The 23,474-nt window shown below is 39.9% G+C and carries 18 protein-coding genes and 1 tRNA gene; 17 read left to right on the top strand and 2 right to left on the bottom strand.

Annotated elements, in window-relative coordinates:
* From Q7U33_RS03005 to cheZ, 9 genes are all read left to right on the top strand, one after another.
* A partial coding sequence (locus tag Q7U33_RS03005) for a CZB domain-containing protein (RefSeq protein ID WP_304858105.1) occupies positions 1-808 on the top strand: 808 nt, incomplete at its 5' end.
* Between the two features lie 96 nt (positions 809-904).
* Complete coding sequence (locus Q7U33_RS03010) at positions 905-3,988, top strand: methyl-accepting chemotaxis protein (protein WP_304858106.1); 3,084 nt, start codon at positions 905-907, stop codon at positions 3,986-3,988.
* A 156-nt stretch (positions 3,989-4,144) separates the two neighbouring features.
* Positions 4,145-6,781, top strand: coding sequence for a methyl-accepting chemotaxis protein (locus Q7U33_RS03015; protein WP_304858107.1), 2,637 nt, complete (start codon positions 4,145-4,147; stop codon positions 6,779-6,781).
* Positions 6,782-6,988: 207 nt separating this feature from the next.
* The gene (fae, locus tag Q7U33_RS03020) at positions 6,989-7,555 is read left to right on the top strand and encodes a formaldehyde-activating enzyme (RefSeq protein WP_304858108.1); all 567 of its coding nucleotides are present in this window, start codon (positions 6,989-6,991) and stop codon (positions 7,553-7,555) included.
* 354 nt (positions 7,556-7,909) lie between these two features.
* The gene (locus Q7U33_RS03025; protein ID WP_304858109.1) at positions 7,910-8,794 is read left to right on the top strand and encodes a CheR family methyltransferase; all 885 of its coding nucleotides are present in this window, start codon (positions 7,910-7,912) and stop codon (positions 8,792-8,794) included.
* Positions 8,791-9,399 carry a chemoreceptor glutamine deamidase CheD gene (gene cheD, locus Q7U33_RS03030; RefSeq protein ID WP_304858110.1) on the top strand — a complete coding sequence of 203 codons (609 nt, stop codon included), beginning with the start codon at positions 8,791-8,793 and terminating at the stop codon, positions 9,397-9,399. The genes Q7U33_RS03025 and cheD overlap by 4 nt, the downstream gene beginning before the upstream one ends.
* 40 nt (positions 9,400-9,439) lie before the next feature.
* Positions 9,440-10,510, top strand: coding sequence for a chemotaxis response regulator protein-glutamate methylesterase (locus Q7U33_RS03035; protein ID WP_304858111.1), 1,071 nt, complete (start codon positions 9,440-9,442; stop codon positions 10,508-10,510).
* A gap of 200 nt (positions 10,511-10,710) precedes the next feature.
* The gene (cheY, locus tag Q7U33_RS03040; RefSeq protein WP_015832190.1) at positions 10,711-11,109 is read left to right on the top strand and encodes a chemotaxis response regulator CheY; all 399 of its coding nucleotides are present in this window, start codon (positions 10,711-10,713) and stop codon (positions 11,107-11,109) included.
* 2 nt (positions 11,110-11,111) lie between these two features.
* Positions 11,112-11,801, top strand: a complete 690-nt coding sequence (gene cheZ, locus Q7U33_RS03045) for a protein phosphatase CheZ (RefSeq protein ID WP_304858112.1) — start codon at positions 11,112-11,114, stop codon at positions 11,799-11,801.
* A gap of 267 nt (positions 11,802-12,068) precedes the next feature.
* Here cheZ and Q7U33_RS03050 read toward each other — a convergent pair whose 3' ends face one another.
* Complete coding sequence (locus Q7U33_RS03050) at positions 12,069-12,614, bottom strand: peroxiredoxin (RefSeq protein WP_304858113.1); 546 nt, start codon at positions 12,612-12,614, stop codon at positions 12,069-12,071.
* A gap of 160 nt (positions 12,615-12,774) precedes the next feature.
* Here Q7U33_RS03050 and Q7U33_RS03055 point away from each other — a divergent pair.
* The 5 genes from Q7U33_RS03055 (at position 12,775) to Q7U33_RS03075 (ending at position 16,867) form a co-directional block, all read left to right on the top strand.
* Positions 12,775-12,850: transfer RNA gene (locus Q7U33_RS03055), tRNA-Arg, on the top strand.
* Between the two features lie 170 nt (positions 12,851-13,020).
* Complete coding sequence (locus Q7U33_RS03060; protein ID WP_304858114.1) at positions 13,021-14,619, top strand: glycosyltransferase family 39 protein; 1,599 nt, start codon at positions 13,021-13,023, stop codon at positions 14,617-14,619.
* A gap of 3 nt (positions 14,620-14,622) precedes the next feature.
* Complete coding sequence (locus Q7U33_RS03065) at positions 14,623-15,633, top strand: glycosyltransferase family 2 protein (protein ID WP_304858115.1); 1,011 nt, start codon at positions 14,623-14,625, stop codon at positions 15,631-15,633.
* Positions 15,630-16,022 (top strand): GtrA family protein, encoded by a 393-nt coding sequence (locus Q7U33_RS03070; protein ID WP_304858116.1) that lies wholly within the window; start codon positions 15,630-15,632, stop codon positions 16,020-16,022. The genes Q7U33_RS03065 and Q7U33_RS03070 overlap by 4 nt, the downstream gene beginning before the upstream one ends.
* A complete protein-coding gene (locus Q7U33_RS03075) occupies positions 16,022-16,867 on the top strand; it encodes a ChbG/HpnK family deacetylase (protein WP_304858117.1) in 846 nt (281 codons plus the stop codon). The genes Q7U33_RS03070 and Q7U33_RS03075 overlap by 1 nt, the downstream gene beginning before the upstream one ends.
* 82 nt (positions 16,868-16,949) lie before the next feature.
* On the opposite strand, the gene Q7U33_RS03080 is transcribed toward Q7U33_RS03075, so the two are convergent.
* The gene (locus tag Q7U33_RS03080; protein ID WP_304858118.1) at positions 16,950-17,423 is read right to left on the bottom strand and encodes a hypothetical protein; all 474 of its coding nucleotides are present in this window, start codon (positions 17,421-17,423) and stop codon (positions 16,950-16,952) included.
* A 186-nt stretch (positions 17,424-17,609) separates the two neighbouring features.
* On the opposite strand from Q7U33_RS03080, the gene Q7U33_RS03085 reads away from it, so the two are divergent.
* Genes Q7U33_RS03085 through Q7U33_RS03095 form a run of 3 tightly spaced genes read left to right on the top strand, consistent with a single transcriptional unit; the run spans position 17,610 to position 23,331 of the window.
* Positions 17,610-19,193 carry a beta (1-6) glucan synthase gene (locus tag Q7U33_RS03085; RefSeq protein ID WP_304858119.1) on the top strand — a complete coding sequence of 528 codons (1,584 nt, stop codon included), beginning with the start codon at positions 17,610-17,612 and terminating at the stop codon, positions 19,191-19,193.
* Positions 19,194-19,217: 24 nt separating this feature from the next.
* Positions 19,218-21,788 carry a glycosyltransferase gene (locus Q7U33_RS03090; RefSeq protein WP_304858120.1) on the top strand — a complete coding sequence of 857 codons (2,571 nt, stop codon included), beginning with the start codon at positions 19,218-19,220 and terminating at the stop codon, positions 21,786-21,788.
* Entirely contained in the window at positions 21,781-23,331 is a 1,551-nt protein-coding gene (locus Q7U33_RS03095; protein WP_304858121.1) for a sulfatase-like hydrolase/transferase, read from the top strand. Before Q7U33_RS03090 ends, Q7U33_RS03095 begins: the two co-directional genes overlap by 8 nt.
* The last annotated feature ends 143 nt before the right edge of the window (positions 23,332-23,474 follow it).

Consider the following 23,474-nt stretch of genomic DNA (forward strand, 5'->3'; position numbering starts at 1 on the left):
ACTGATTACTGACTCAGTCAACAAAACCGCAGAAGGCACCAAACAAGTAGAAAACGCTGGCGCCACCATGCAAGAAATCGTGACTTCGGTTCAACGCGTCACCGACATCATGGGTGAAATTGCAGCAGCCTCAGTTGAACAAAGTGCTGGTATCGACCAAGTGAATAATGCAATCACCAGCATGGACGAAGTGACGCAACAAAATGCCGCCCTAGTTGAAGAAGCCGCAGCGGCTGCCGAATCACTAGTTGATCAAGCAGTAGGGTTGATGGATACCGTCAGTGCTTTTAAGTTGAGTAGTAGTGGGTCAAGTGTACAAACCAGACCAAACTTAAGAACAATTGCACAGCCTTCGCGTATTGTAGGCACGACATCAGCTCCTAAGCTAACCCATGATTTTTCATTCGATGAGGCAAAGCATGCACATATAAAATGGAAAACTCGTTTGGTTGATTATATTGCAGGCCGTTCAAAAGAGCATTTGGAGGTAGAAAAAGTTTGCCGTGATGATCAATGTCCATTAGGTAGTTGGATATATGGTAGAGCACAAAAGCATGCGCACACACCTGAATATAAAGAACTTAAAACTGCACATGCTGAGTTTCACGAGAGCGTCGGGCATATAGTACGTTGCGTGCATGACCAAAGGCAAACAGAAGCTAAGCAACTACTTGGTGGTGAGTTCTCAAAGACTTCAAAACGAACAATCAATGCGATTGACGCGATTGAGACTGCTGTGCAAGCACGCTTGACAGCGCCATCTAAGGCAATAAGCAGTAAACCTGATGACGATTGGGCGGAGTTTTAAAGCACTCGTACAAATTGAAATTAGATGCGTATTTAGTAAGTTAATAACACTTTTAGCATTATTTAATTTGCCTAAAGTGCGAGAAAGAGTAAAGCCATGAAAATCAACATGCCAGTGACACAGCATGAATTAGCGCTTAATAGCACCCATCAAATCGTTTCTAAAACAGATTTGAAAGGAAGAATCACGTTTGTTAACAGGGATTTTGTTGAAATTAGTGGTTTTGCTGAGGATGAATTAATTGGACAAAGTCATAATATTGTTCGTCATCCAGATATGCCACCAGAGGCATTTCAAGACTTATGGAGTACAGTTAAATCTGGTAAGCCATGGATAGGAATCGTTAAAAATCGTTGTAAAAATGGCGATTACTACTGGGTGGAGGCTGTTGTTTCTCCTGTAAAAGAAAGTGGTGTCTTGTCTGGTTTTATTTCAGTGCGTAAAAAAGCTTCTCCTGAACAAATTAAGGGGGCGCTTAACTATCACAGTTACCTAAAAGAGCATCATAGTTGGTTAGAAGGCCTGATGACCAAAGTTAATAACTTTAGACGTAATTTCTCGCTAAAATCGAGAATTATTTCTATTTTTCTTGCTGTAGCCTTTACTTGCTTGGGTTTGGGCATTAATGGTTTGTATGGTATTCAATACAGTAATGATCGGTTGTCAACAGTTTACAACGACCGAGTAGTGCCCCTTCAGCAACTAAAAGTTGTTGCCGATATGTATGCAGTTAATATTGTTGATACCTCTCATAAGCTAAGGAATGGCAATATTAGTTGGAAGCAAGCGCAGCAAAATGTAGATGATGCAATTAACGCAGTTGATAAAAATTGGCAGGCATATACACAAACTTATTTAGTTGATGAGGAGGTAAGGCTTATCTCAGAAGCTAAACCACTCATTGTGCAAGCCAATCAAGCCACAGCTAAGTTAAAAGAAATTATAAGCACCCAAGATGAGGCATTGATTGCTGCTTTTACTATCAATGAGTTGTATCCATCTATTGAACCACTATCTGAAAAAATTAGCGAACTGACCTCATTGCAACTGGATATTGCTGCTAAAGAGTTTAGTTTGGCGCAGGAGAATTATGATTTTAAACGTAATTTGAATATTTTTTTTATCTTGTTTGGTCTATTAATAACAGGTTTCCTAGGTCGGCAACTCTACTGTGCCATCATGCCACGTATTCGTATGGCAGTTGATTACTTAATGGCAAGTGCGCAAGGTGAAGATCATGATTCAGTATTGAGGACAGGCCATCGAGATGAAATGACGGATGTAATGGATGCGTACAGAGCATTAAAAACACGTATAGACTTTGACTATACAGATACCTTAGCAGGAGTAGATCGCATCAAATCTGCATTGGACAATGCATCTATTCCAGTTACTGTCGGAAATGAAATCAATAAGCTAATTTACATGAACAAAGCTGGATTTGCACTTTGGGAAAAAATGAGTGCAAATATTGTGAAATTACATCCTAATTTTTCAGTAGAGAAAATGATTGGAGGCACTTTAGGCAAATATATTGAGAATGAAGTGGATCGTGCATCTTATGTTGAGGAGCTTAAAGGAAGTAAGGTACTTGAGACTACAATGGCTGGACGACATTTAAGACTTACTTTTAACCCTGTACATAATGCAGACGGTCATTATCTTGGACGCATGATTCAATGGGATGATCGAACAGAAGAGTTGATCGCTGAACAAAGTATTGCGCGTTTAATCGAGCAGACGGTTGCAGGTGATCTTACAAATAGAATCAACGCAACACAGTACCCCGATGGCTTTCTTAAGGATATCAGTATTGGTATGAATAAACTCTTAGAGGCAGTCATTGGGCCTCTGAATATGGCAGCAAGTTATGTAGATAATCTTTCAAAAGGAGTGATTCCTGCAGAGATTACAAATGACTACAGTGGTGATTTTAATATCATTAAAAGCAATCTTAATGCTTGTGGATTAGCGATTAAGGCATTAGTTGCAGATGGAAATTTACTAGCAAAGGCTGCTGGAGCTGGGGACTTAAATGCACGTGCAGATGCATCTAAACATCTAGGGGAGTATCGTAAAGTAATCGAAGGGCTTAACGCTACGCTTGATGCAATTATTGAGCCTTTAAATATGGCCGCTAATAGCGTAGAGGATATTGCCCGTGGTGACATTCCTCAGCCAATTACAAATCACTATAACGGTGATTTTAATAAAATTAAAGATAACTTGAATACTTGCTTTTCTGCTATCAGCGCTTTAGTTGCAGATACCAAAATGCTTTCTGATGCGGCTGGGGAAGGTAATGTGTCAGTGAGAGCTGATGCGGACCAACATTCTGGAGATTTTCGAAAAATTGTTGAGGGTGTAAATAATACACTTGAGATGATTGTTGGCCCAATAGCCACTGTTAAAATGTCGATTGAGACCATTAATACAGCTGCAAAAGAAATTGCACAAGGTAATTCTGATCTATCACGTCGAACAGAAGATCAAGCCGCCTCACTAGAAAAAACAGCGGCAAGCATGGAAGAGCTTTCTTCAACAGTGAAGCAAAATGCCGACAATGCCAAACAAGCCAATCAGCTTGCTACAGCAGCCTCTGATGTAGCGGTTAGAGGTGGGGTGGTTGTTTCTGAAGTAGTCACGACTATGGCTAATATTAACGAAAGTGCTAAGAAAATTGAAGACATTATTAGTGTGATTGATGGCATTGCTTTTCAAACTAATATTTTAGCGTTAAATGCAGCGGTTGAGGCAGCAAGAGCAGGAGAGCAAGGCCGCGGATTTGCCGTTGTAGCAGGTGAAGTGCGTAACTTGGCACAACGCTCAGCCTCTGCTGCCAAAGAGATTAAGATGCTTATCACTGAGTCAGTTACTAATACAAATGTCGGGACAGTGCAGGTAGAAAAAGCTGGTAATACAATGCATGAAATTGTTACATCAGTTAAGCGAGTAACAGATATAATTGCTGAAATATCTGCTGCATCACAAGAACAAAGTGTTGGTATAGAGCAGGTAAATGAAGCCATCATGAAGATGGACGATGTGACACAGCAAAATACAGCACTAGTAGAAGAAGCGGCTGCAGCTGCAGAGTCTCTAATGGATCAGGCCGACGAGTTAATGAACGCAGTTAGTGTATTCCAGTTAGGTACGCTTACATCACGTAATGTGTCTTAGGTACTCTAGTAATGTATTAATATCGCTTCACTATCCCTGTTAAAGTGAGTGTAAAAACTAGCGTGGATGATGGCGATTGGGAAGGTTTTAAAAATGTAGTTGTGTTTAAAAGATTCACTGGTAAAAATATTTTGCAAGTTTTATAGAGGAAGTTTTATGTTTAAGAATATGCATGTTGCAACTAAACTCTGGTTTGGCTTTATCGCTATATTAGTATTAATGGCCTTATTGATCATGATTGGTGTTAATAAAGTTAATTCTATTAATAGTAATTTGACAGAAATCAGTGATGTGAACAGCGTTAAGCAGCGTTATGCAATTAACTTTCGAGGCAGTGTTCATGATCGTGCAATTTCATTACGTGATGTGACATTAGTGCAAGATGAGGCTGTTTTAAGCACGGTGCTATCTGATATTGATCGCTTATCTCAAAACTATGTTGATTCAGCTAAGCCATTAGATGAAATGTTTGCTAGTGGTACGGAGGTTTCTGATGATGAGCGTGCGATACTTGCTAGTATTAAAGAAACTGAAGCTAAAACACTCCCGCTCATTAAAGAAGTTATTTCTCGCAAGCAAGTGGGTGATGAAGAAGGCGCTAAATTAATCTTAATGAGCGAGGCTAGACCATTGTTCGTTGAGTGGTTAGCTAGAATTAATCAATTAATTGATTTAGAAGAGTCAAAAAATAAAGAAGTTACCGTTGAAGTAAGAAGTTCTGCTAAAAACTTTCAACAAACAATGTTCTTATTATTTGCGGTTGCGTTACTAATTGGTATTACTTTTGCGACACTTATTACAAGAAATATTACTCGTCGAATCGCTGTTGCTACCGATGTGGCTGAGAATATCAAAAATGGCAACATGGATGTACAAATTGATGCAAGTTCAAAAGATGAAATTGGCACAATGCTCCTGCAAATGCAGTCAATGTCTGATACGCTGAAAACGTTGTCTGTAGAAATTGTAGATATGGCAATTGCACAAGATAAGGGTGATACAGACGCGTTGTTACATGTAAGCAAATTTCAAGGTGCTTATAAGCAAATGGCAGAGCGTATTAATGCATTAGTTTCTTCTAATGTAGAGATTAGCAATCAATCAATGGCAGTGATTAAAGAGTTCGGTCAAGGAAATTTTGATGCGCCATTAAAACCATTTCCTGGTAAAAAATCTTCAATTAATACTACAATTGAGCAGGTAAGAAGTAATATCAAGACCTTCATCGCTGAAATGCAGCATATGTCTGTGCAGCATGATTTAGGTGAAACTGATGTAGTGATAGATACCTCCAAATTTAAAGGTGCTTACCTGCAAATGTCTCAAGGTGTAAATGCGATGGTAGGTTCACATTTGCAAGAGAAGTCTGAGATGATTCAGATAATGCGTGCTTTGGGTGATGGTGACTTTAATGCGCAAGTGAAACAGTATCCAGGTAAGAAAGAAGAAATCAACAAAAGCATTGAGCGTTTAGAGGGTAAGCTAAAAGGGATAGTAGATTCAGTAAAATGGGTGACGAATGAACATGCACAAGGCAATATTGATATGAATCTGCATGCGCACTTGTTCAAAGGTGGATTTTCTGAGCTAGCGATGGCGGTCAATGCGATTGTTGCAGGACAGCTTGAATTAACAGAAAAAGCCCTTGCTTGTGTTAAAGCCTTTGGTGAAGGTGACTTTGATGCACCACTGGAGCAATTCCCAGGCAAAAAAGTATTTGTGAACGAAGCGATTGAACAAGTACGTACTAATTTAAAAACCCTGAACGAAGATGCCCAATTGCTAGCGGACGCAGCCCATGATGGCCGAGTTACTGTACGTGCAGATGCTGGTAGGCACCAAGGTGACTATCGTAAGATTGTGAATGGCATGAATGAAACACTAGAAATGATTGTTGCACCGATTGTGACAGTTCAGCAATCAGTAGAAACGATAAACACGGCAGCACGAGAGATTGCACAAGGTAATGCTGATTTGTCACGACGTACCGAAGAGCAGGCAGCCTCACTCGAAAAAACAGCCGCCAGCATGGAAGAGTTATCCTCTACCGTGAAGCAAAATGCCGACAATGCTAAACAAGCCAACCAACTAGCAACAGCCGCTTCAGGCGTTGCTGTCAAAGGCGGTGTAGCCGTGTCAGCAGTCGTCAGCACCATGGCTCAAATTAACGAAAGCGCCAAGAAAATTGAAGACATCATTAGCGTGATTGACGGCATTGCTTTCCAAACCAATATCTTAGCGTTGAACGCAGCAGTTGAAGCGGCAAGAGCAGGTGAGCAAGGTCGCGGCTTTGCAGTGGTGGCAGGAGAAGTGCGTAACCTAGCACAACGCTCAGCCTCAGCTGCCAAAGAAATTAAAGAACTGATCACAAACTCAGTCAACAAAACAGCAGAAGGCACCAAACAAGTCGAAATGGCTGGTGAAACGATGCAAGAGATCGTCAGCTCAGTCAAACGCGTATCAGACATTATTGGAGAAATCTCAGCAGCTTCACAAGAGCAAAGTGCTGGTATTGAGCAAGTGAACGAAGCCATTATGAAGATGGATGATGTCACACAGCAAAATACAGCCTTAGTAGAAGAAGCGGCGGCAGCGGCGGAATCGATGATGGAGCAAGCAGATGAGCTAATGAATGCTATTAGTGTGTTCCAGTTAGGGACGCATAATGAAAGTAAAGCATCGCGTAATGCGCCAAAAATAGTTGCGAGTAGGGTTACGAATATCGCTAGACCAACCCCTGCTAAAGTGAGTGTGAAAACTAGCGCGGATGATAGCGATTGGGAAGAGTTTTAAAAAGTGATTTTATTCATCGGTGTGCCTAATGGTTTACAATAGAGGGTAATCGTTGGCAAACAGCTAACTTTGAAAGATTAGGTAAGGTGGTGAGTGTAGCGTTATCCACCATATGTAAGTAATAATTGGCAGTAACGCTACACTCGACTGCTAAGTGTAACAAAGAAGTTAATTTTGAAATTTATTTAGAAGTTCTAGGAGACTGAAATGGCTGTTATTGATCGTGTATTAATTGGTGAGGCATTAGTAATTGAAGATCGTCCAGATGGTAGTGGTTTAGATCTTAAAAATGTAGCTCACATTGACCTTATCATGGGCCCACGTGGTAGCGCTGCAGAAGATGCATTTTGTCGTACACTAACGGATCAAAAAGAGGGTGTAAATGGCTTGTTAGCTATTGTTGCTCCTAATATGATGGTAAAACCAAACACAGTAATGTTTAACAAAGTGACTTTGAAAAACACTAAACAATCACTACAAATGTTTGGCCCAGCACAACGCGGTGTTGCGATGGCTGTAATGGATTGTGTAGCTGATGGCACAATTCCGGTTGAAGAAGCTGATGATGTATTTATTTCTGTAGGCGTGTTTATTGACCAAACTGCAGATATGGATGACCGTATCCAAGATTGGAACTACCGTGCTACTAAACAAGCGATTAAAAGCGCGATTGCACGTGAGCCAAAAGCTGCTGATTTGTTGAAAGTTTATAAAGAATCTGCACATCCTTTTGCTGCAAAAGAAGGCAACAGAAGATCAACAGATAAGGCGTAGTAGTAATAGATGTGATATGGAGCAATGTTTTAAGATGAAAGTGTCGGGTAAAGCCAGTTTTAATTAGTTTGTCGATATTTGCATCTTGCATTGCTACCTTGTCATATTGCACAAGTAATTAGATAGAATAATAGATTTATCGTGAAATTAATCACTAATTTAAAGTGGTTAAGTTTCTTATAGATATATTCAGTATGTTGATATTGCCCATAAGTAATAAAAAGTTTAAGTAAGTAGTTAATAGCAACATAATTAAAAATAATAAAATGAAGAGTGCCCAAAGCATATTGCTAAAGTGCTTAGTACCAAACTGGTACAGTAAGTGACTTACAATAATTACGTGGTGAATATTTAATGTTTAAAAAAGAGCAGCATGATGAGGGGCGAGAGTTTAATTTTACTGCTCAAGATTTTGCTAGAGTACGTCACTTAATCTACCGTCATGCTGGTATCTCACTATCAGAAGCTAAGTCTGATATGGTATATAGCCGTATTGGCAGAAGACTTCGTGTTTTAGGTGCTACATCTTTTAAACAGTATCTAGATAACCTAGAAAACAAAAACGATCCTGCCGAATGGGAGGCGTTTACTAATGCGCTTACAACAAATTTAACGTCTTTTTTTCGTGAAGAGCATCACTTTCCTATCCTTGCAGATCATCTGCATTCATTAAAAAAACCTATCCGTATATGGTGTTCCGCAGCATCTACTGGAGAAGAGCCATACACAATTGCAATGACAGCGTGTGAAGCTTTTGGGAGTTTAAATCCTCCAGTCGAAATTATCGCTACTGATATTGATACCAATGTATTGATAACTGCGTCACGTGGAGTTTATCCTTATGAACGAGTCAGTAAACTTTCGGATGCAAGACGCAAGCGCTTTTTTTTAAAAGGCTCAGGGCCTAATGAGGGTTCTGTTGCGGTTAGAAAAGAGCTGAAAGAGATGATTACTTTTAGACAGCTTAATCTGTTAGAAGAGAACTGGGCATTGCAAGAGCCATTTGATGCAATATTTTGTAGAAATGTAATGATTTATTTTGATAAACCTACACAGTCAAAGATATTGAGCCGATTTGTGCCGTTAATGAAGTCTCATGCATTGCTATTTGCCGGTCACTCAGAAAACTTCCTTTATGTGTCAGATGCTTTTAATTTACGAGGTAAGACGGTTTATACCCTAGGTGATAATAATCATATAAAACGCACAAATAATGCGGTTAAAGAGAGATCATCATGAGTATGTTGGAAGAGGAAGTTTCAACGACTTTATATTTTGATAGAACCTTTGATTGTGAGGCAGCTAAGATAGCGCCTGGTGAGTATTATTTTACTGATAAAGATATGGTCATTGTGACAGTACTGGGGTCGTGTGTGTCGGCATGTATACGAGATAGTAAAACAGGCATAGGTGGTATGAACCACTTTATGTTGCCTGATAGTGCTGCTGCAGATAAAGATAGTCCGATTTCGGAGTCTATGCGATACGGTACCTATGCCATGGAGGTTTTAATTAATCAACTGTTGCGCAATGGAGCGCGACGTGAAAATTTAGAAGCGAAAATATTTGGTGGAGGTAACGTTTTAAAAAGCTTTACTACGACCAACGTTGGTGATCGTAACGCTATTTTTGTAAGAAAATACTTGAGTGCAGAGGGAATTCGCATTATAGGTGAGGATTTGTTAGATATATATCCAAGAAAAGTGTATTACTTTCCTAAAACAGGCCGTGTTTTAGTGAAAAAACTCAAACAAATGCATAATGACACATTGTTTAAACGTGAAGAAATTTACGCGAGCAAGCTTAAAACGACGGATGTCGGTGGTGCAATTGATTTGTTTTAACTATTAAATTGAATAAGCAACAAGACGCGAGAGTAAGCAAATGAAAATTAAAGTACTTGTTATTGACGATTCAGCACTGATTCGTAGTTTACTTACTGAGATTATTAACGACCAAAAAGACATGATGGTTGTAGGCGCTGCACCAGATCCATTGATTGCACGTGAGATGATTAAGCAATTAAATCCAGATGTGCTAACGCTTGATGTTGAAATGCCTAAGATGGATGGATTAGACTTCTTAGAAAAACTGATGCGTTTACGCCCAATGCCTGTAGTTATGGTGTCAACACTGACAGAAAAAGGATCAGAAATCACTATGCGCGCATTAGAGTTAGGCGCAACAGATTTTGTGACTAAACCGAAAATGTCAATCACAGAGGGGATGCTTGAGTACACTGAGCAAATTACGGATAAAATTCGGGCTGCGTCTCAAGCTAAAGTTTCGTCACCTAGTCGCCATGCAGTTGCGGCAAACTCTGAAAATCGCCCAGCTCAATTACGTAATCCATTGATTAGTAGTGAAAAATTATTGATTGTTGGTGCCTCTACAGGTGGCACTGAAGCAATTAAGTCATTTTTGCTACAAATGCCCTCAGATTGTCCTGGTATATTGATAACTCAGCATATGCCGGCAGGCTTTACAAAATCTTTTGCAAATAGACTAAACTCTTTATGTCAAATATCCGTTAAAGAAGCTGAAGGCGGTGAACGTATTTTACCTGGGCATGCTTATATTGCGCCAGGTGATAAGCATTTGTTGTTAGCAAGAAGTGGTGCAAATTATGTAACAGAGTTGAGTGATGCACCTCCTGTCAATCGTCACAAGCCTTCAGTAGATGTGTTGTTTGATTCAGCCGCATTACATGCAGGTAAAAATGCTATTGGTGTAATTTTGACGGGAATGGGTAAAGATGGTGCAGTAGGCATGGCTCAAATGAAGAAAGCAGGTTCATATAACTTTGCTCAGAATGAGGAAAGTTGTGTTGTGTATGGCATGCCCAAAGAGGCAGTAGTCCATGGTGGGGTTGATGAGGTGGCACATCTAAATGACTTGCCAAAATTAGTACTTAATCATCTAGTAGCAAATAACACCAGAGCACTACGTGTTTAAAGCTTTGCAGATTACTGACGTCTAACTATGTTTTTGTAGACCTGAGCCTGAGTCTTCTAGTTAATAGAGCAGGTTTCAAAATAAGACAGTACAATATATAAAAAATTATAGAATTTATTCATTTTGTTAATATGTAGGTTTAAATTTGGAATACTTTAAACTTGGAACACAATGAGTAGTTAATGTTAATGGAGTGGAGCATGGCAAATACAAATACTAAATTTCTTGTTGTGGATGATTTTTCTACGATGCGTAGAATTGTTCGCAACTTGCTTAAAGAGCTAGGCTATACCAATGTGGATGAAGCTGAGGATGGTGTTGCAGCATTGAGCAAACTGAAAGGCGGTGGTTTTGAGTTTGTTGTATCAGATTGGAATATGCCTAATATGGATGGCTTAACCTTGCTGCAAAATATTCGTGCAGATGCTGAATTATCTAAACTCCCTGTACTGATGGTAACCGCTGAAGCGAAAAAGGAAAATATTATTGCGGCAGCGCAGGCTGGCGCCAATGGTTACGTAGTAAAGCCTTTTACAGCTGCGACGCTTGATGAAAAGCTGTCAAAAATATTTGAGAAGCTTGAGAAAGCGGGAGCTTAATTATGACCAGCGAAGGCACACACCAACAAGCTGTCAACGTTGATTCTTCAGTTGGGATGTCATCAAGTGATGAAATTCTTAACCGTGTAGGCCACGTAACGAGAACCTTGCATGATAGTTTAAGTGGGTTAGGCTTAGACAAGATATTAGAGCAAGTTGCGCAAGATATTCCAGATGCACGTGATCGTTTGGCTTATGTAGCACGTATGACGGAGCAGGCTGCGGAGCGTGTTTTAAATGCAACTGACGTAGCAATTCCGTTACAAGAAGAGCTTGCGTCTGGTGCAACCATACTGCAAGAGCGCTGGAAAACCGTAATGAGTGAACCATCGTTAAAGAGCGAATATAATTTGGCTGCAAATGAGACGCTAACTTATTTAACAATGGCAGGAAAAAATACAGCTGAAACCAAAGCCTTATTGATGGATATCATGATGGCGCAGGACTTTCAGGATTTGACTGGACAGGTAATTAAAAAAATCACTGGCTTAGCCCAAGATTTGGAAAAGCAGTTGGTACAGTTGTTAATTGACTTTTCACCAGCAATTCCTAAGAAAGACTCGGAAGCAAACAAAGCAGAAGCTGGTAATAGTTTATCGCTATTGAATGGACCACAAATTGACCCTGATGCTGTGGATGTTGTTGCTAGCCAAGAGCAAGTTGATGATTTATTAGATAGTTTAGGGTTCTAGTAACTAACACTAAAAATAAGCATCCGTTAAAAACGTCTTGCCACTATTAATGGATGCTTGTTAATCGTTACCTTCTACTTTAGTTTGATTACGGATTAGACGCCCATATCAAGCTCTGTAAACTCTCTTTTACAAGTGAGTTGTTAGATCAGATTGAGAGCAGTTCAGTTTATACTAATATCTTGGCATGTTAGGGAGTTTTATTCTCTCTATTAACACCTCTAAAGCTAACCTCAAATTACCTGCGACTGCAATTACAAATGTTAATTAATTTGCTGACACTTCTATGCTTTTTAAGTCATCAATGATTTGTTGAGAGTGATTTGAAACATCCACGTTGTTATAGATTTTGATTATTTTGGAATCTGGATCAATCAAAAATGTGTAGCGTTTTGCTATTTTAGTGAAGATTAGATTGGTAAGCGCGTGGTAAGCATTTGCTACATTACCATCAGTATCAGCGAGTAAAGTGAATGGTAGATGATATTTCTCGGAAAACTTCTGATGAGAGGCTTCTGAATCAACGCTAACTCCAATCACCTTAGCATTCAATTGTTCTAATTTAGATAAATCATCTCTAAAGTGACAAGCCTCTTTGGTGCAGCCTGGCGTATCATTTTTAGGGTAAAAATAGAGTACTACATATTTCCCTTTATAATCAGATAGAGTATGTTCGCGACTTTTAGTGTCTTTTAATTTGAAATCAGGGGCATTTTCACCAATATTCAGACTCGGGTGCATAGATGAAAAATGGCGGTAGCCTAAAAATGCAACGATTATGATCGCTACATAGAATAAAACTTTAATTAACATACAATAACTCTCGTTTGATTTTGTTCGATAATGTATAAATCTACCAGAATGTAGACATTATTTGTTTTTTCAGTCATAACAAACGTATGACATTATTACATTTAATCACGTAATGTTTTATTTAGCACATCTAGGCTTTATAATGCTGCACTAAATATTTGCCCCCGTAGCTCAGTGGATAGAGCATCCCCCTCCTAAGGGGAGGGTCACACGTTCGATTCGTGTCGGGGGCACCATGATCAAATCTGGCTTATTGGTGTTGTGGTCACTTGCTATTCAGCGCTTTAACTTGCAATCTTTGCTTAACAATTTTCGCTTAAATAGTGCAATAGATTGGTTTGAACGTATTTTATTAACGCATTTTATGTAAAGAGCTTGGCAGCTGATTACTCACAAACCAATAACAATGACACCAATATTACTCCAAAGATTAGCTTTAGCCCTATTTTCATTATTGGCTGTTTTTATTCTGGTCACGTTTAAGCAGTACGGGATTAGCAATGACGAGCAAGTGCAACATGTCTATGGGCAATTATTGCTCAATTTTTATAGCACGGGTTTTGCAGATCAGGCCGCTTTTACTTACAAAAATCTATATTTGTACGGCGGACTATTTGATTTAATAGCCGCCATTCTAGAAAAAATTCTACCACTTTGGGTATGGGATATTCGCCATTTGCTTTCAGCCTTGTTTGGTTTGGCTGGAATCGTGGCTGTTTATAAAATCACCAATGAACTTGCTGGGTTACGTGCTGCTTTTCTAGCTGCATTTTTACTGACCATTACAGGCGCTTGGACTGGTGCGATGTTTACGCATACCAAGGATGTGTCTTTTGCATCTTGTATGGTGTGGGCGCTGTATTACACGTTGCTGATGTCTAAACAATTACCTCGTATTCCTTACGTCTTGAGCTTGAAGCTTGGTGTTGCTGTGGGGATGGCGTTGGGCTTGAGGATTGGCGGTGCATTTGCCGTTATTTATTTGCTTTTAATGGTTTTTGTAGCAGGCTTATTAAATACTAAAGATTTGAAACAGCAATTGAATTTTTATTGGCAGTGTTTTTTAAGCTTAATACCTGCAGGGGCTGTGGCTTTTTGCTTAATGGCTATTTTCTGGCCATGGTCTGTGATGGGGGCTGATCACATTTTAATTGCTGTAAAGTCTTTCTCTCACTTCGCCTTTAATATGAACACTATAGTGAATGGCGAGTTTGTTAGTATTGGTGACGTACCACGTACTTACTTGTTTCAATATATGGGAATTAGATTGCCTGAGGTTTTTCTGCTCGGCTTGCTGAGCATTGTCTTAATTTTAGCGATGAGATTTAAACAGTTGAAGTTGGTCAATCAATTACCTGAAATTACAATTGCTATCGCTTTATTTACGCCTTTGATTTTTGTGATTTTAGATCGTCCTGCACTTTATAATGGGGTAAGGCATTTTACTTTTGTGATTCCTACTTTAGCAATTGTAGCTGGTGTTGGTTTATCTAAAATGACTGATGTTCTAGCTGGCTATCTGAAATGGCGTGTATTTTTTGCAACCATATGTGTTTTATTGAGCATTAATACCATTTATGCACTAGTCGCTCTGCACCCTTATCAATACTTGTACTACAATCATTTTGCAGGGGTAGATTTTAAGGATGCACAACACGATTGGGAAGGTGATTATTGGTCCAGCAGTTTGATTGATGCGACGAAGATTTTGAAGCGACATGTTAATGCTCAGCCAATATCGAAGAATAAAGTTAATCCATATTTAGTCGCAGTTTGCGCCGAGGCTTTTCAAGGACAAGCATATTTAGACGAAAGATTTAAAGTGACAGAAGACTGGGTGGCCGCAGATTTCTTTATTTCTAGTACCAATATGAATTGCGATCAAGTGTTACAGGGTAAGATGGTTGGAGTTGTTGAGCGTCTAGGTACTCCGCTTGCTGTGGTTAAAGATCGTAGAGCGTTAATTGGTGAAGCGCGTAGACCGCATCAAGCACCACGAGATTAATATATGAATAAAAACATTTTTCCAAGGTTAGATACTGAAGCACAGATTAGTGTGATAGTACCCGCCTTTAATGAAGAAGCTGCGATTATTAGCACCATTCATACTATAGCCGAGCGACTCAAGCAGTTAAGTTCAACCTGGGAAATCGTTGTGATTGATGATGGTAGTCATGATCAAACTGCTAATGTCGTGCGCAATCTGCCTGAAAGCTTGCAAACGACATTGGTGCGTTTTTCACGTAACTTTGGTAAGGAGTATGCAATTACCGCTGGGTTGGAGTATGCAACTGGTAATGTGGTGATTTGTATGGATGCCGATGGTCAGCACTCATCTGACTTATTGGCACAAATGTTGGAGAAATGGCGTCAAGGTTATGATATGGTCTATGCATATCGACAAGACCGTGCCGTAGAGTCAAGATTCAAGCGCTGGGGTTCACGTATTTTTTATCGAGCGATTAGCTTGGGTGGACAGATTCATATTCCACGAGATGCTGGGGATTTCCGTTTGATGGATAGACAAGTGGTGAATGCATTGCTTTCACTGCCAGAGCGTAACCGTTTCATGAAGGGTATTTATGCATGGGTTGGCTATCATTCGATTGGTATACCATTCACGCCATTACCACGCTCTCATGGTGAGAGTGCGTTCTCAAAGTTAAAGTTAATTCAGCTGGCTTGGACGGGTGTGACTAGTTTCTCAGTCATGCCCTTGCGCCTAGCTAGTGCAGTAGGTGCTTTGCTGGCGTTGCTGTCTTTTAGCTATGGTATGTATGTGGTGATTGATCATATGTTTTTTAATGAATCAGTCCCAGGCTGGCCAACTATTATCGCTAGCATGATGTTTTTTGCTGGCGTGCAATTACTGTTTATTGGTATCTTAGGTGAGTATCTGTCTCGAATTTATGACGAGGTGAAAGGGCGCCCACCTTATATTGTGGCGGAGGTACTTAAGCCCACTGAAGTAGTTAAGCAAAAAGTACTCAAGCCACAAGTTATGCTGCATCAGCAATGACACCCAAGCATCGACATTCAGTTTCTTGGTTTGTTGTAATAGGCGCACTAGCCGCTGGTGTGCATTATGTGGTTGCGGTCAGCTTAGAGTTAACGCATGTGCTAAATCCAATTTACGCAAATACTGCAGGCTTTGTTTTTGCTTTTCCAGTGAGCTATTTTGGGCATCGTAAATTAAGCTTTTCTGGACAGGATTCGTCTAATAAGCATGCATTTCCACGCTTCTTTATTGTGGCTTTAGCTGGTTTTTTAGCCAATCAATTGTTGGTGAGTAATGCCATTTATTTTACAAGTATTCCATTTTGGTTGGTGCTTGGTGTCGTGATGGTGATTGTTGCGGTCTCAACTTATTTCTTGAGTCGATACTGGGCATTTAAGGGGATGAGGTAATGAAACTTATCATTTGTGCGGATGATTTTGCCCAAAGCCCTGAGATTGATGCAGCTATTGTTCGACTAATAGAAAACAATAGGCTTAGCGCGACGTCTTGCATGGTGAATAGCCCGTATTGGGCGTCATCTGCAAAATTATTAACTGCCGAGATTCGGCAAAAAGCGCATATTGGACTACATCTTGACTTTACTCAGTTCGGGTATCGCTATCCACATTTTGTATTGACGTTGCTCAGCTTGTTACGTTGTTTGCCAAAGTTAGCCATTCAACAAAGTATTGAGCATCAACTGAACCAATTTGAAGTTGAGCTTGGCACTAAGCCTGATTATGTGGATGGACATCAGCATGTGCATCAACTTCCACAGATTCGTCAGATATTATTATCTGTATTAAAGCGGCGTTACGATAAGCATTTGCCATGGATAAGAGTTGCTAGGCCAAATGCTGCAAGTGGTATTAAAGGCTTTATTATTAAAATGCTTGGTGCAAATGCACTAGCACGAGACGCTAAGCGTATGGGTTTTATATGCAGTACTTCACTTTTGGGTGTTTATAACTTTAGTGGAAATATGCAAGATTATCAAATACGTTTAATCGAATGGGTAGCTCAGGCCAAACAGAGCGTTGGCACATCGGTACTGATGTGTCATCCTGCCGTCGAAGTGCTATCAAATAAAGTCATCAATGACCAAGTGCTAGATGAGAAATTATCAGGTAAAGAAGTGTTAGCCAAACAAACAAAAGATCCTATTTACTCAGCCAGACTTAATGAGTTTAGCGTACTGAATAGCGAGTCTTTTAATGCTATTTTTAGTGAAATTAAAATCGTACGCGAGCCCTAAGCTTAGTTGTATTTGTTAGGGCAAATGAATGGTAAATTCAGTTGCAGGTTGATGTCTATTTTCGTTAGAAAAGTTAACGATATTACATCGTGGCTGCTGGTTTGTCGGATTTGTTTGATTTCGTGCTAGTTTGTATAACGCAGTATTCTTTACCATAAGTACCAACGTTTGAATCAATTTCATAATAGTGGTTGGTGTAGGCGAATTTCCCAGCTTTATTTTTTAGTATAGTTGCAACGCCTGTACTAAATTCTGATGAACTAAGCTCTGTCATGCTTAATGTAAAAGCTACTTTGTTTAAATTGGCGACAGCTTTGCCTTTATAGGCAAAAGAGTTTTCGGTTTCTACATGAAAATCATAAATGCCGATGCTGCCTCTGCTAGCAGCGCGATTTAGCGTGAGTATTGCTTGTACTTGGTAGTTGCCTACTTTGTTGTTGTTGCCTTTGCATATGTAGGTGCCACTGTAATTTGCACCAACAAAGTTTGATTTTGCCTCTGCAATTTGAACAGAACTAACCGTAAGTAGTAAAGAAGCGATAATCGTACGTTTCATGATGGATATATTAAGGTGTTTCAAAAAAGAGTATTGTAACTTGAGGCTCCTAATGTATGAAGCTAAGTTTTTATATTTTTATACCTTAATATTTTGTTTTGTTTCGATGCTTGCATTATGATGAGCGCCTGAATCAACTTATCGTCGATTATTAAACCTATTACATCTGAATCTATGTCTGAATTTATGCAAATTTCCCAAGTTAAGGCATTGTCTACAAAACTAAACTGGCGTTTTAGTCTATTCAATATTGTTTTATTAATAGGTTTAATCATCTGGCTTTGGCAGGAAACTAAACCAGTTAGCGTAATACAGCCACAACTATCGGCTGATGGCAAATTACAATGCGTTTCTTACTCTCCTTACTATCATCCTGGGCAAACACCGCTTAACCAGAACAGCTTTATAGAGCCAGCACAGATTGACCATGATCTTGCTGTGCTTTCAAAACAATTTAATTGTGTGCGTGTTTATTCTGTTTCTCAGGGGCTTGGCTATGTGCCAGAGGCGGCCTCTAAGTTAGGGATGCAGGTTTACTTAGGGGCTTGGATCGGTTGGGTAGGGGTAAATAATGATAAAGAGCTTGATTTAGCGATTAGTATTGCAAACAAATATCCGAAGACTGTCAAAGCGTTAATCGTGGGTAATGAGGTTTTATTACGTGGTGAGCAATCAGAGGCTGCGATGCAGGGATATTTGTTAAAAGCGCAACAGTTGACAGAAGTGCCTGTGACTTATGCCGATGTTTGGGAGTTTTGGCGTAAGCATCCTAAACTTGAGTCTAATGTAGATTTTGTCACTGTGCATGTTCTTCCATATTGGGAAGATGACCCACAGCCAATTAGTCAGGCAAATCAGCATGTGTTGAATGTGATGAGCCTGCTTAAAGAGACGTTTCAAAAACCAATTTTAATTGGTGAAACAGGCTGGCCATCTATTGGTAGGCAGCGGCAGGTCTCTGAGCCAAGTTTGATTAACCAAGCAACTTATCTACGTGGTTTTTTACAACTTGCACATGATAACGGTTGGCAGTACAACTTGATTGAGGCGATTGACCAACCATGGAAGCGTGACCTTGAAGGCACTGTAGGTGGATATTGGGGTATCTATGACACAGCGTTAACACCTAAGTTTGCATTTGCTGGTGATATTCAGCCACGAAATGATGTTGGCATGATCGTGCTAGCAGGCTTGCTAGGCTTTGCTTTGTTTTTAGGGTTGGTATTTTACTTTCAACTAGGTCTAGGGTATGTAACGCTAGGTTTGTCTGCTGCAGGTACAGTGTTTGGGATATCCGTTTGGCTGCAAACCCAGTATTTACTCAGTGCTTGTCGAAACATCTTAGAATGGACAACTTTAGGTGGTTTAGCCTTAGCTGGCTGGGTAATGGTGATTGGTTTGGTGTTATGGGTATGCCAAACTAATAAGCGCTATTTGCTCATATTAAAAACCTGTGCTTTGATATTGGTATGTGCAGCAATTAGTGCGACGGTTTTGTTAATCGTTGATGGTAGGTACCGAGATTTCCCTATTAGTTTGTTTGCATTGCCTGTACTTCAGTTATCATTTGCTTCTATTTTTCTAGGGCTAGACATTAAGCCACAACGCGTGCTAGCCCATGTGTTGTGCGTAGCACTAGTGGTTACAACTTTGTGCAGTATTTATTTAGAAGCTCACAATATCACCGCTTATTATTGGTTGGTGCTTTGTGGCTTATTTGTGGTCGCTTTATGGCCTAAGCATCAAACTTCAACTCATTCATCACTTTAAGATAAAAACTTTCACATTAACTTTATGATTAATCAAATTAAACGCTATTTGAACCCATTTGTTTTTGCAGTGTTAGTGGCTTTAATTCACTTCGGCATCTGGCATATTTCTAATCGCGCTCTGCCATTAATCAATGCACCAGATATTGTGAACGGTTTTGCTTTTAGCGGTTTTCAAAAAGATCAAAGCCCGCTTAAAAAAGACTATCCAAGTACCGCTGAGTTGGAAAAAGATTTGCAATTGCTTAAGCCGTTAACTAAGCGTATTCGTATTTATGGTGCACTTGAAAACAGTGAAGTGACGGCACTTGCATCAAATTTAGGGTTTTATGTGACTGCGGGCGCATGGATTGGCAGCGATGCTGTTGCTAATCATCGTGAAGTGGATGCGCTAAAAGCAAAAATTAAATATTACCCAAGCATTGAGCGTGCAATTGTGGGTAACGAAGTCTTACTAAGAAGTGACCTGACCGCCGAAGCGTTGATTGCTTATATAGAGGATGTTCGTAAAACAACAAAACTGCCCCTATCAACGGCAGAGCCTTGGCATGTGTGGTTAAAAAATCCAGAGCTTGTGAAGCATGTTGACTTTATTGCGGTGCATTTACTTCCTTATCATGAAGGTGTTCCTGTAGAAGCTGCAGTAGATTACTCACTTCAGCGATATCAAGAATTAATGAATGCTTATCCTAGAAAAAAAATCGTCATTACTGAAATTGGTTGGCCTAGTAATGGACCAACTTTAGGGGCTGCGGTTGCTTCAGCTGTGAATCAAGCACTTTTTGTGAGAGAGTTCTTAGCTAAAACTGCGCATAAGAATTATGACTATTATCTGATGGAAGCATTTGACCAACCTTGGAAAAAGGAACTTGAAGGTTGGGCAGGGGCTTATTGGGGAATGTTTAATGCTGAGCGTAATGAAAAGTACTCACTGCAAGGCGCGGTACCTAAAGATGAACGCTGGAAAGCGAAGGCGCTATGGGCTAGCTTGTTAGGGCTTTTGCCAATATTCTTTATTGCTTATCGATTTAGGCATTGGGGCTTAGGTGCTCGGAGTTCAATGGCAGTATTGCTTCAGGCTTGTATCACGACCTTGGTCGTTGCATGGAATTTGCCTGGGGATTATTACTATACGATGAAAGATTTTATCGTATTAGTATTATTGCTGATGGGGATGGGGTTAACCTCTGCAGTATTAATGATTTACGCAGTTGAGTTTAGTGAAGTGATGTTTAAGAAAGGCTGGAATCGCGCATTTAAGCGAGCTAAGCCTCTGCCAGCTGAACAAGAGTTGTTTGTTTCTGTGCATTTAGCCTGTTATAACGAGCCGCCCGAAATGGTGATTACTACCATTGAAAGCTTGGCTAAGCTTAACTACACCAATTTTGAGGTGATTGTTGTTGATAACAACACCAAAGATGAAGCTAAATGGAAGCCGTTAGAAGCTTATATGGCAAAAATGCCAGAGAATTTTAAATTCTTTCATTTACCACAATGGCCTGGCTTCAAAGCTGGTGCTTTAAATTTTGCATTAGACCAAACAAACCCTAATGCACAGGTGGTGGGCGTGGTCGATGCCGATTATGAAGTCACACCAGATTGGCTTTCTGATTTAGTGCCGCATTTCTTAGAGCAGAACGTGGCGGTAGTACAAGCACCTCAGGCACATAGAGATTGGGAGCATAGTTTCTTCCGTAGTATGGGCAACTGGGAGTTTGAAGGGTTCTTCCGTATCGGCATGCACCATCGCCATGAGCGTAATGCATTGATTCAACATGGCACCATGACATTGGTTCGATATCAGGCGCTCATGGAGAGCGGAAAGTGGTCTGAGTGGTGTATTTGTGAGGATACCGAGCTAGGGTTACGTTTGCTAGAAGATGGCTATGAGCTACGGTATATCGATGATACTTTTGGACGAGGTTTAACCCCCGCTGATTTTAAAGCACTTAAGTCGCAACGTTTCCGTTGGGCGTTTGGTGCAATGCAGATTCTTAAGCGCCACATACCTAAGCTACTGGGTAATTCAACATTAACGTTCGGACAGCGATACCATTTTTTAACTGGCTGGTTTGGCTGGCTGGGTGAGGCATTGCAACTAGGTTTTACGATAGGTTCAATTGGGTGGTCAGTTGCAATGCTCTTGTTCCCAAAAGATGCAAGCTTGCCAGTCTCTATTATGATTACGACGATTATTTGCTTCTTGGTAATTAAAGCAATTATGGGTCCGATGCTGTATTTGAAAACGATGAATTGTAAATGGATTGATATTTTTGGCGCATCGGTTGCAAGTCTCGGTCTTTCGCATGCGATTGCAAAAGGTATCCTCAGTGGGCTAATCAAAAAAGATGGTGTGTTTAAAGTCACAGCAAAAGGCAAAGGGCTTAATAAAACCAATTGGTATGATTGGATTGGCCCGATTCAAGAAGAGCTGTTTTTACTGTGCGCATTAACGTTGTGTAGCATTGCCATGCTAGCTACCCGTGGTATCAGTAATCTTGATGCGCAAATATGGGTGGCGATGTTGAGTTTGCAATCCTTACCTTATATAAGTGCTGTTGCTTGCCAAATGATCAGTAAAAAAGAAAATGGGTAAGGGTGACTTAATATCTGCCGATACACATAATCCGTATTGGTCAAATTCGCATCATCGTCATTTCATACGTGGAGTAGTTCGTTTTTTAATCTACCTATGTGCATTTTTTCTGGCAGCGATTGCATATTGGATTGCCGATAACTTTGGTGAACCCTCGCTGGAGCAATTGCTCTACCATGCGCAATTTGGTATGGGAGGCCTGATTGATACGGATGCCGCTGTCATTAAAAGCTTTATCGCTTGGTGTATTGCTTTACCTATATTAGGGGCGCTACTGTTGGTATTGATTGAGTACTCAATCGCCCTGTTTTTAACGCATGGGTCTACGCACTGGTTAACTAAACCAGCCCGACTAGCCAATATTCATTTTATAAAAGTATTTTATTGGTTTATTGGCCATAGAGCACCTTTGTATGCACTGACTGCCGCTGCGATATATTTTGGGATTCAGTTCTCAGTCACCATTTTTGTGCATAATCTATTTGGTAAAGATTATTTCGCAGCGCACTACCTTAACCCAACAACTGTAAAAATAGAGGCTGTACAACCTAAAAATTTAGTGTTGATCTATGTAGAGAGTTTAGAAAACGCTTATAAAGAACCTAAACTATTTGGTAAAAATTTATTAAGTAGTCTAGATCATTTAAAAGGATTAAGTTTTACGCATTATAAAAAAGCACCAGGCACATGGTGGACAATTGCTGGCATTACAGCAACGCAATGCGCAGTGCCACTAAAAAGCGTCAGTTTGTATGACGGTAATGATCAAGGGGAGAAAATGAAGTCTTTTCTGCCTAATGCAGTTTGCCTAGGTGATATTTTGCACGAAGCTGGTTATCACAATGTGTATATGGGCGGTGATGCACTTGGCTTTGCAGGTAAAGGTATGTTCTTTAAAGACCATCATTATGACGAAATTTATGGTCGCGATGAGTTGAAAGGTAACTTGACTGATGCTGAGTTAAATTACTGGGGTTTGTACGATGACCAACTGTTCGCGGCAGCCAAAGCCAAGTTAATAGAGCTACATCATAAAAAACAACCATTTAACTTAACGATGACCACAATAGACACGCACGGCCCAGACGGACACTTTTCTAAATATTGTAAGTCATTAGGCGTTAAGACTTTTGAAAGCATCGTAGAGTGCACATCTAATCAGGTTGCAAATTTTGTTAAATTCATCAAGAAAAGTGGTTATCTAAAAGACACTCAAGTGGTCATTCTTGGTGATCATTTAGCGATGGAAAACCCGGTGAGTAAAAAGTTAGACCGTGTAAAAGAGCGTCTTATTTTTAATCAATTTGTCTCAAATAGCCATTTTGAGAGGAATCGTAACCATATTTTGCCTTTTGATATGTTTCCTACCATTCTGGATTTTATCGGTTTTAAAGTGCAAGGCGGAAAACTAGGGTTAGGCTATACCGCTTTTTCTAAAGAAATTGATCTATCATTATTGCCTAATGATGAAGAAATGAATCAAGATTTACTTAATCAATCAGACATGTATTTAGATCTTTGGAAGCATAAATCGGCACTTTAAGCTTACGGTAACGATGATGGCTATTTAATGGCTAGGGCGAAGTTTAGTAAAGTCTTTAGGGTGTTTGTTAGTGAAGCTAACCACAAGTCATGGGTTAAGTGTTGAGCTTTAGATTGATTTTATGTAATAGATGAAGCAATTTG

It is taken from the genome of Methylotenera sp., assembly GCF_030653755.1.
Classification (GTDB): domain Bacteria; phylum Pseudomonadota; class Gammaproteobacteria; order Burkholderiales; family Methylophilaceae; genus Methylotenera.

What these genes read in the sequence shown, in the direction of transcription:
- fae (WP_304858108.1), top strand. Translation starts at nt 6,989, where the DNA reads ATGGCTGTTATTGATCGTGTATTAATTGGTGAGGCATTAGTAATTGAA.
- Q7U33_RS03035 (WP_304858111.1), top strand. Translation starts at nt 9,440, where the DNA reads ATGAAAATTAAAGTACTTGTTATTGACGATTCAGCACTGATTCGTAGT.
- Q7U33_RS03065 (WP_304858115.1), top strand. Translation starts at nt 14,623, where the DNA reads ATGAATAAAAACATTTTTCCAAGGTTAGATACTGAAGCACAGATTAGT.
- Q7U33_RS03010 (WP_304858106.1), top strand. Translation starts at nt 905, where the DNA reads ATGAAAATCAACATGCCAGTGACACAGCATGAATTAGCGCTTAATAGC.
- cheD (WP_304858110.1), top strand. Translation starts at nt 8,791, where the DNA reads ATGAGTATGTTGGAAGAGGAAGTTTCAACGACTTTATATTTTGATAGA.
- cheY (WP_015832190.1), top strand. Translation starts at nt 10,711, where the DNA reads ATGGCAAATACAAATACTAAATTTCTTGTTGTGGATGATTTTTCTACG.
- Q7U33_RS03090 (WP_304858120.1), top strand. Translation starts at nt 19,218, where the DNA reads ATGATTAATCAAATTAAACGCTATTTGAACCCATTTGTTTTTGCAGTG.
- Q7U33_RS03025 (WP_304858109.1), top strand. Translation starts at nt 7,910, where the DNA reads ATGTTTAAAAAAGAGCAGCATGATGAGGGGCGAGAGTTTAATTTTACT.
- Q7U33_RS03060 (WP_304858114.1), top strand. Translation starts at nt 13,021, where the DNA reads ATGACACCAATATTACTCCAAAGATTAGCTTTAGCCCTATTTTCATTA.
- Q7U33_RS03015 (WP_304858107.1), top strand. Translation starts at nt 4,145, where the DNA reads ATGTTTAAGAATATGCATGTTGCAACTAAACTCTGGTTTGGCTTTATC.
- Q7U33_RS03080 (WP_304858118.1), bottom strand. Translation starts at nt 17,423, where the DNA reads ATGAAACGTACGATTATCGCTTCTTTACTACTTACGGTTAGTTCTGTT.
- Q7U33_RS03075 (WP_304858117.1), top strand. Translation starts at nt 16,022, where the DNA reads ATGAAACTTATCATTTGTGCGGATGATTTTGCCCAAAGCCCTGAGATT.
- Q7U33_RS03070 (WP_304858116.1), top strand. Translation starts at nt 15,630, where the DNA reads ATGACACCCAAGCATCGACATTCAGTTTCTTGGTTTGTTGTAATAGGC.
- Q7U33_RS03095 (WP_304858121.1), top strand. Translation starts at nt 21,781, where the DNA reads ATGGGTAAGGGTGACTTAATATCTGCCGATACACATAATCCGTATTGG.
- Q7U33_RS03085 (WP_304858119.1), top strand. Translation starts at nt 17,610, where the DNA reads ATGCAAATTTCCCAAGTTAAGGCATTGTCTACAAAACTAAACTGGCGT.
- cheZ (WP_304858112.1), top strand. Translation starts at nt 11,112, where the DNA reads ATGACCAGCGAAGGCACACACCAACAAGCTGTCAACGTTGATTCTTCA.
- Q7U33_RS03050 (WP_304858113.1), bottom strand. Translation starts at nt 12,614, where the DNA reads ATGTTAATTAAAGTTTTATTCTATGTAGCGATCATAATCGTTGCATTT.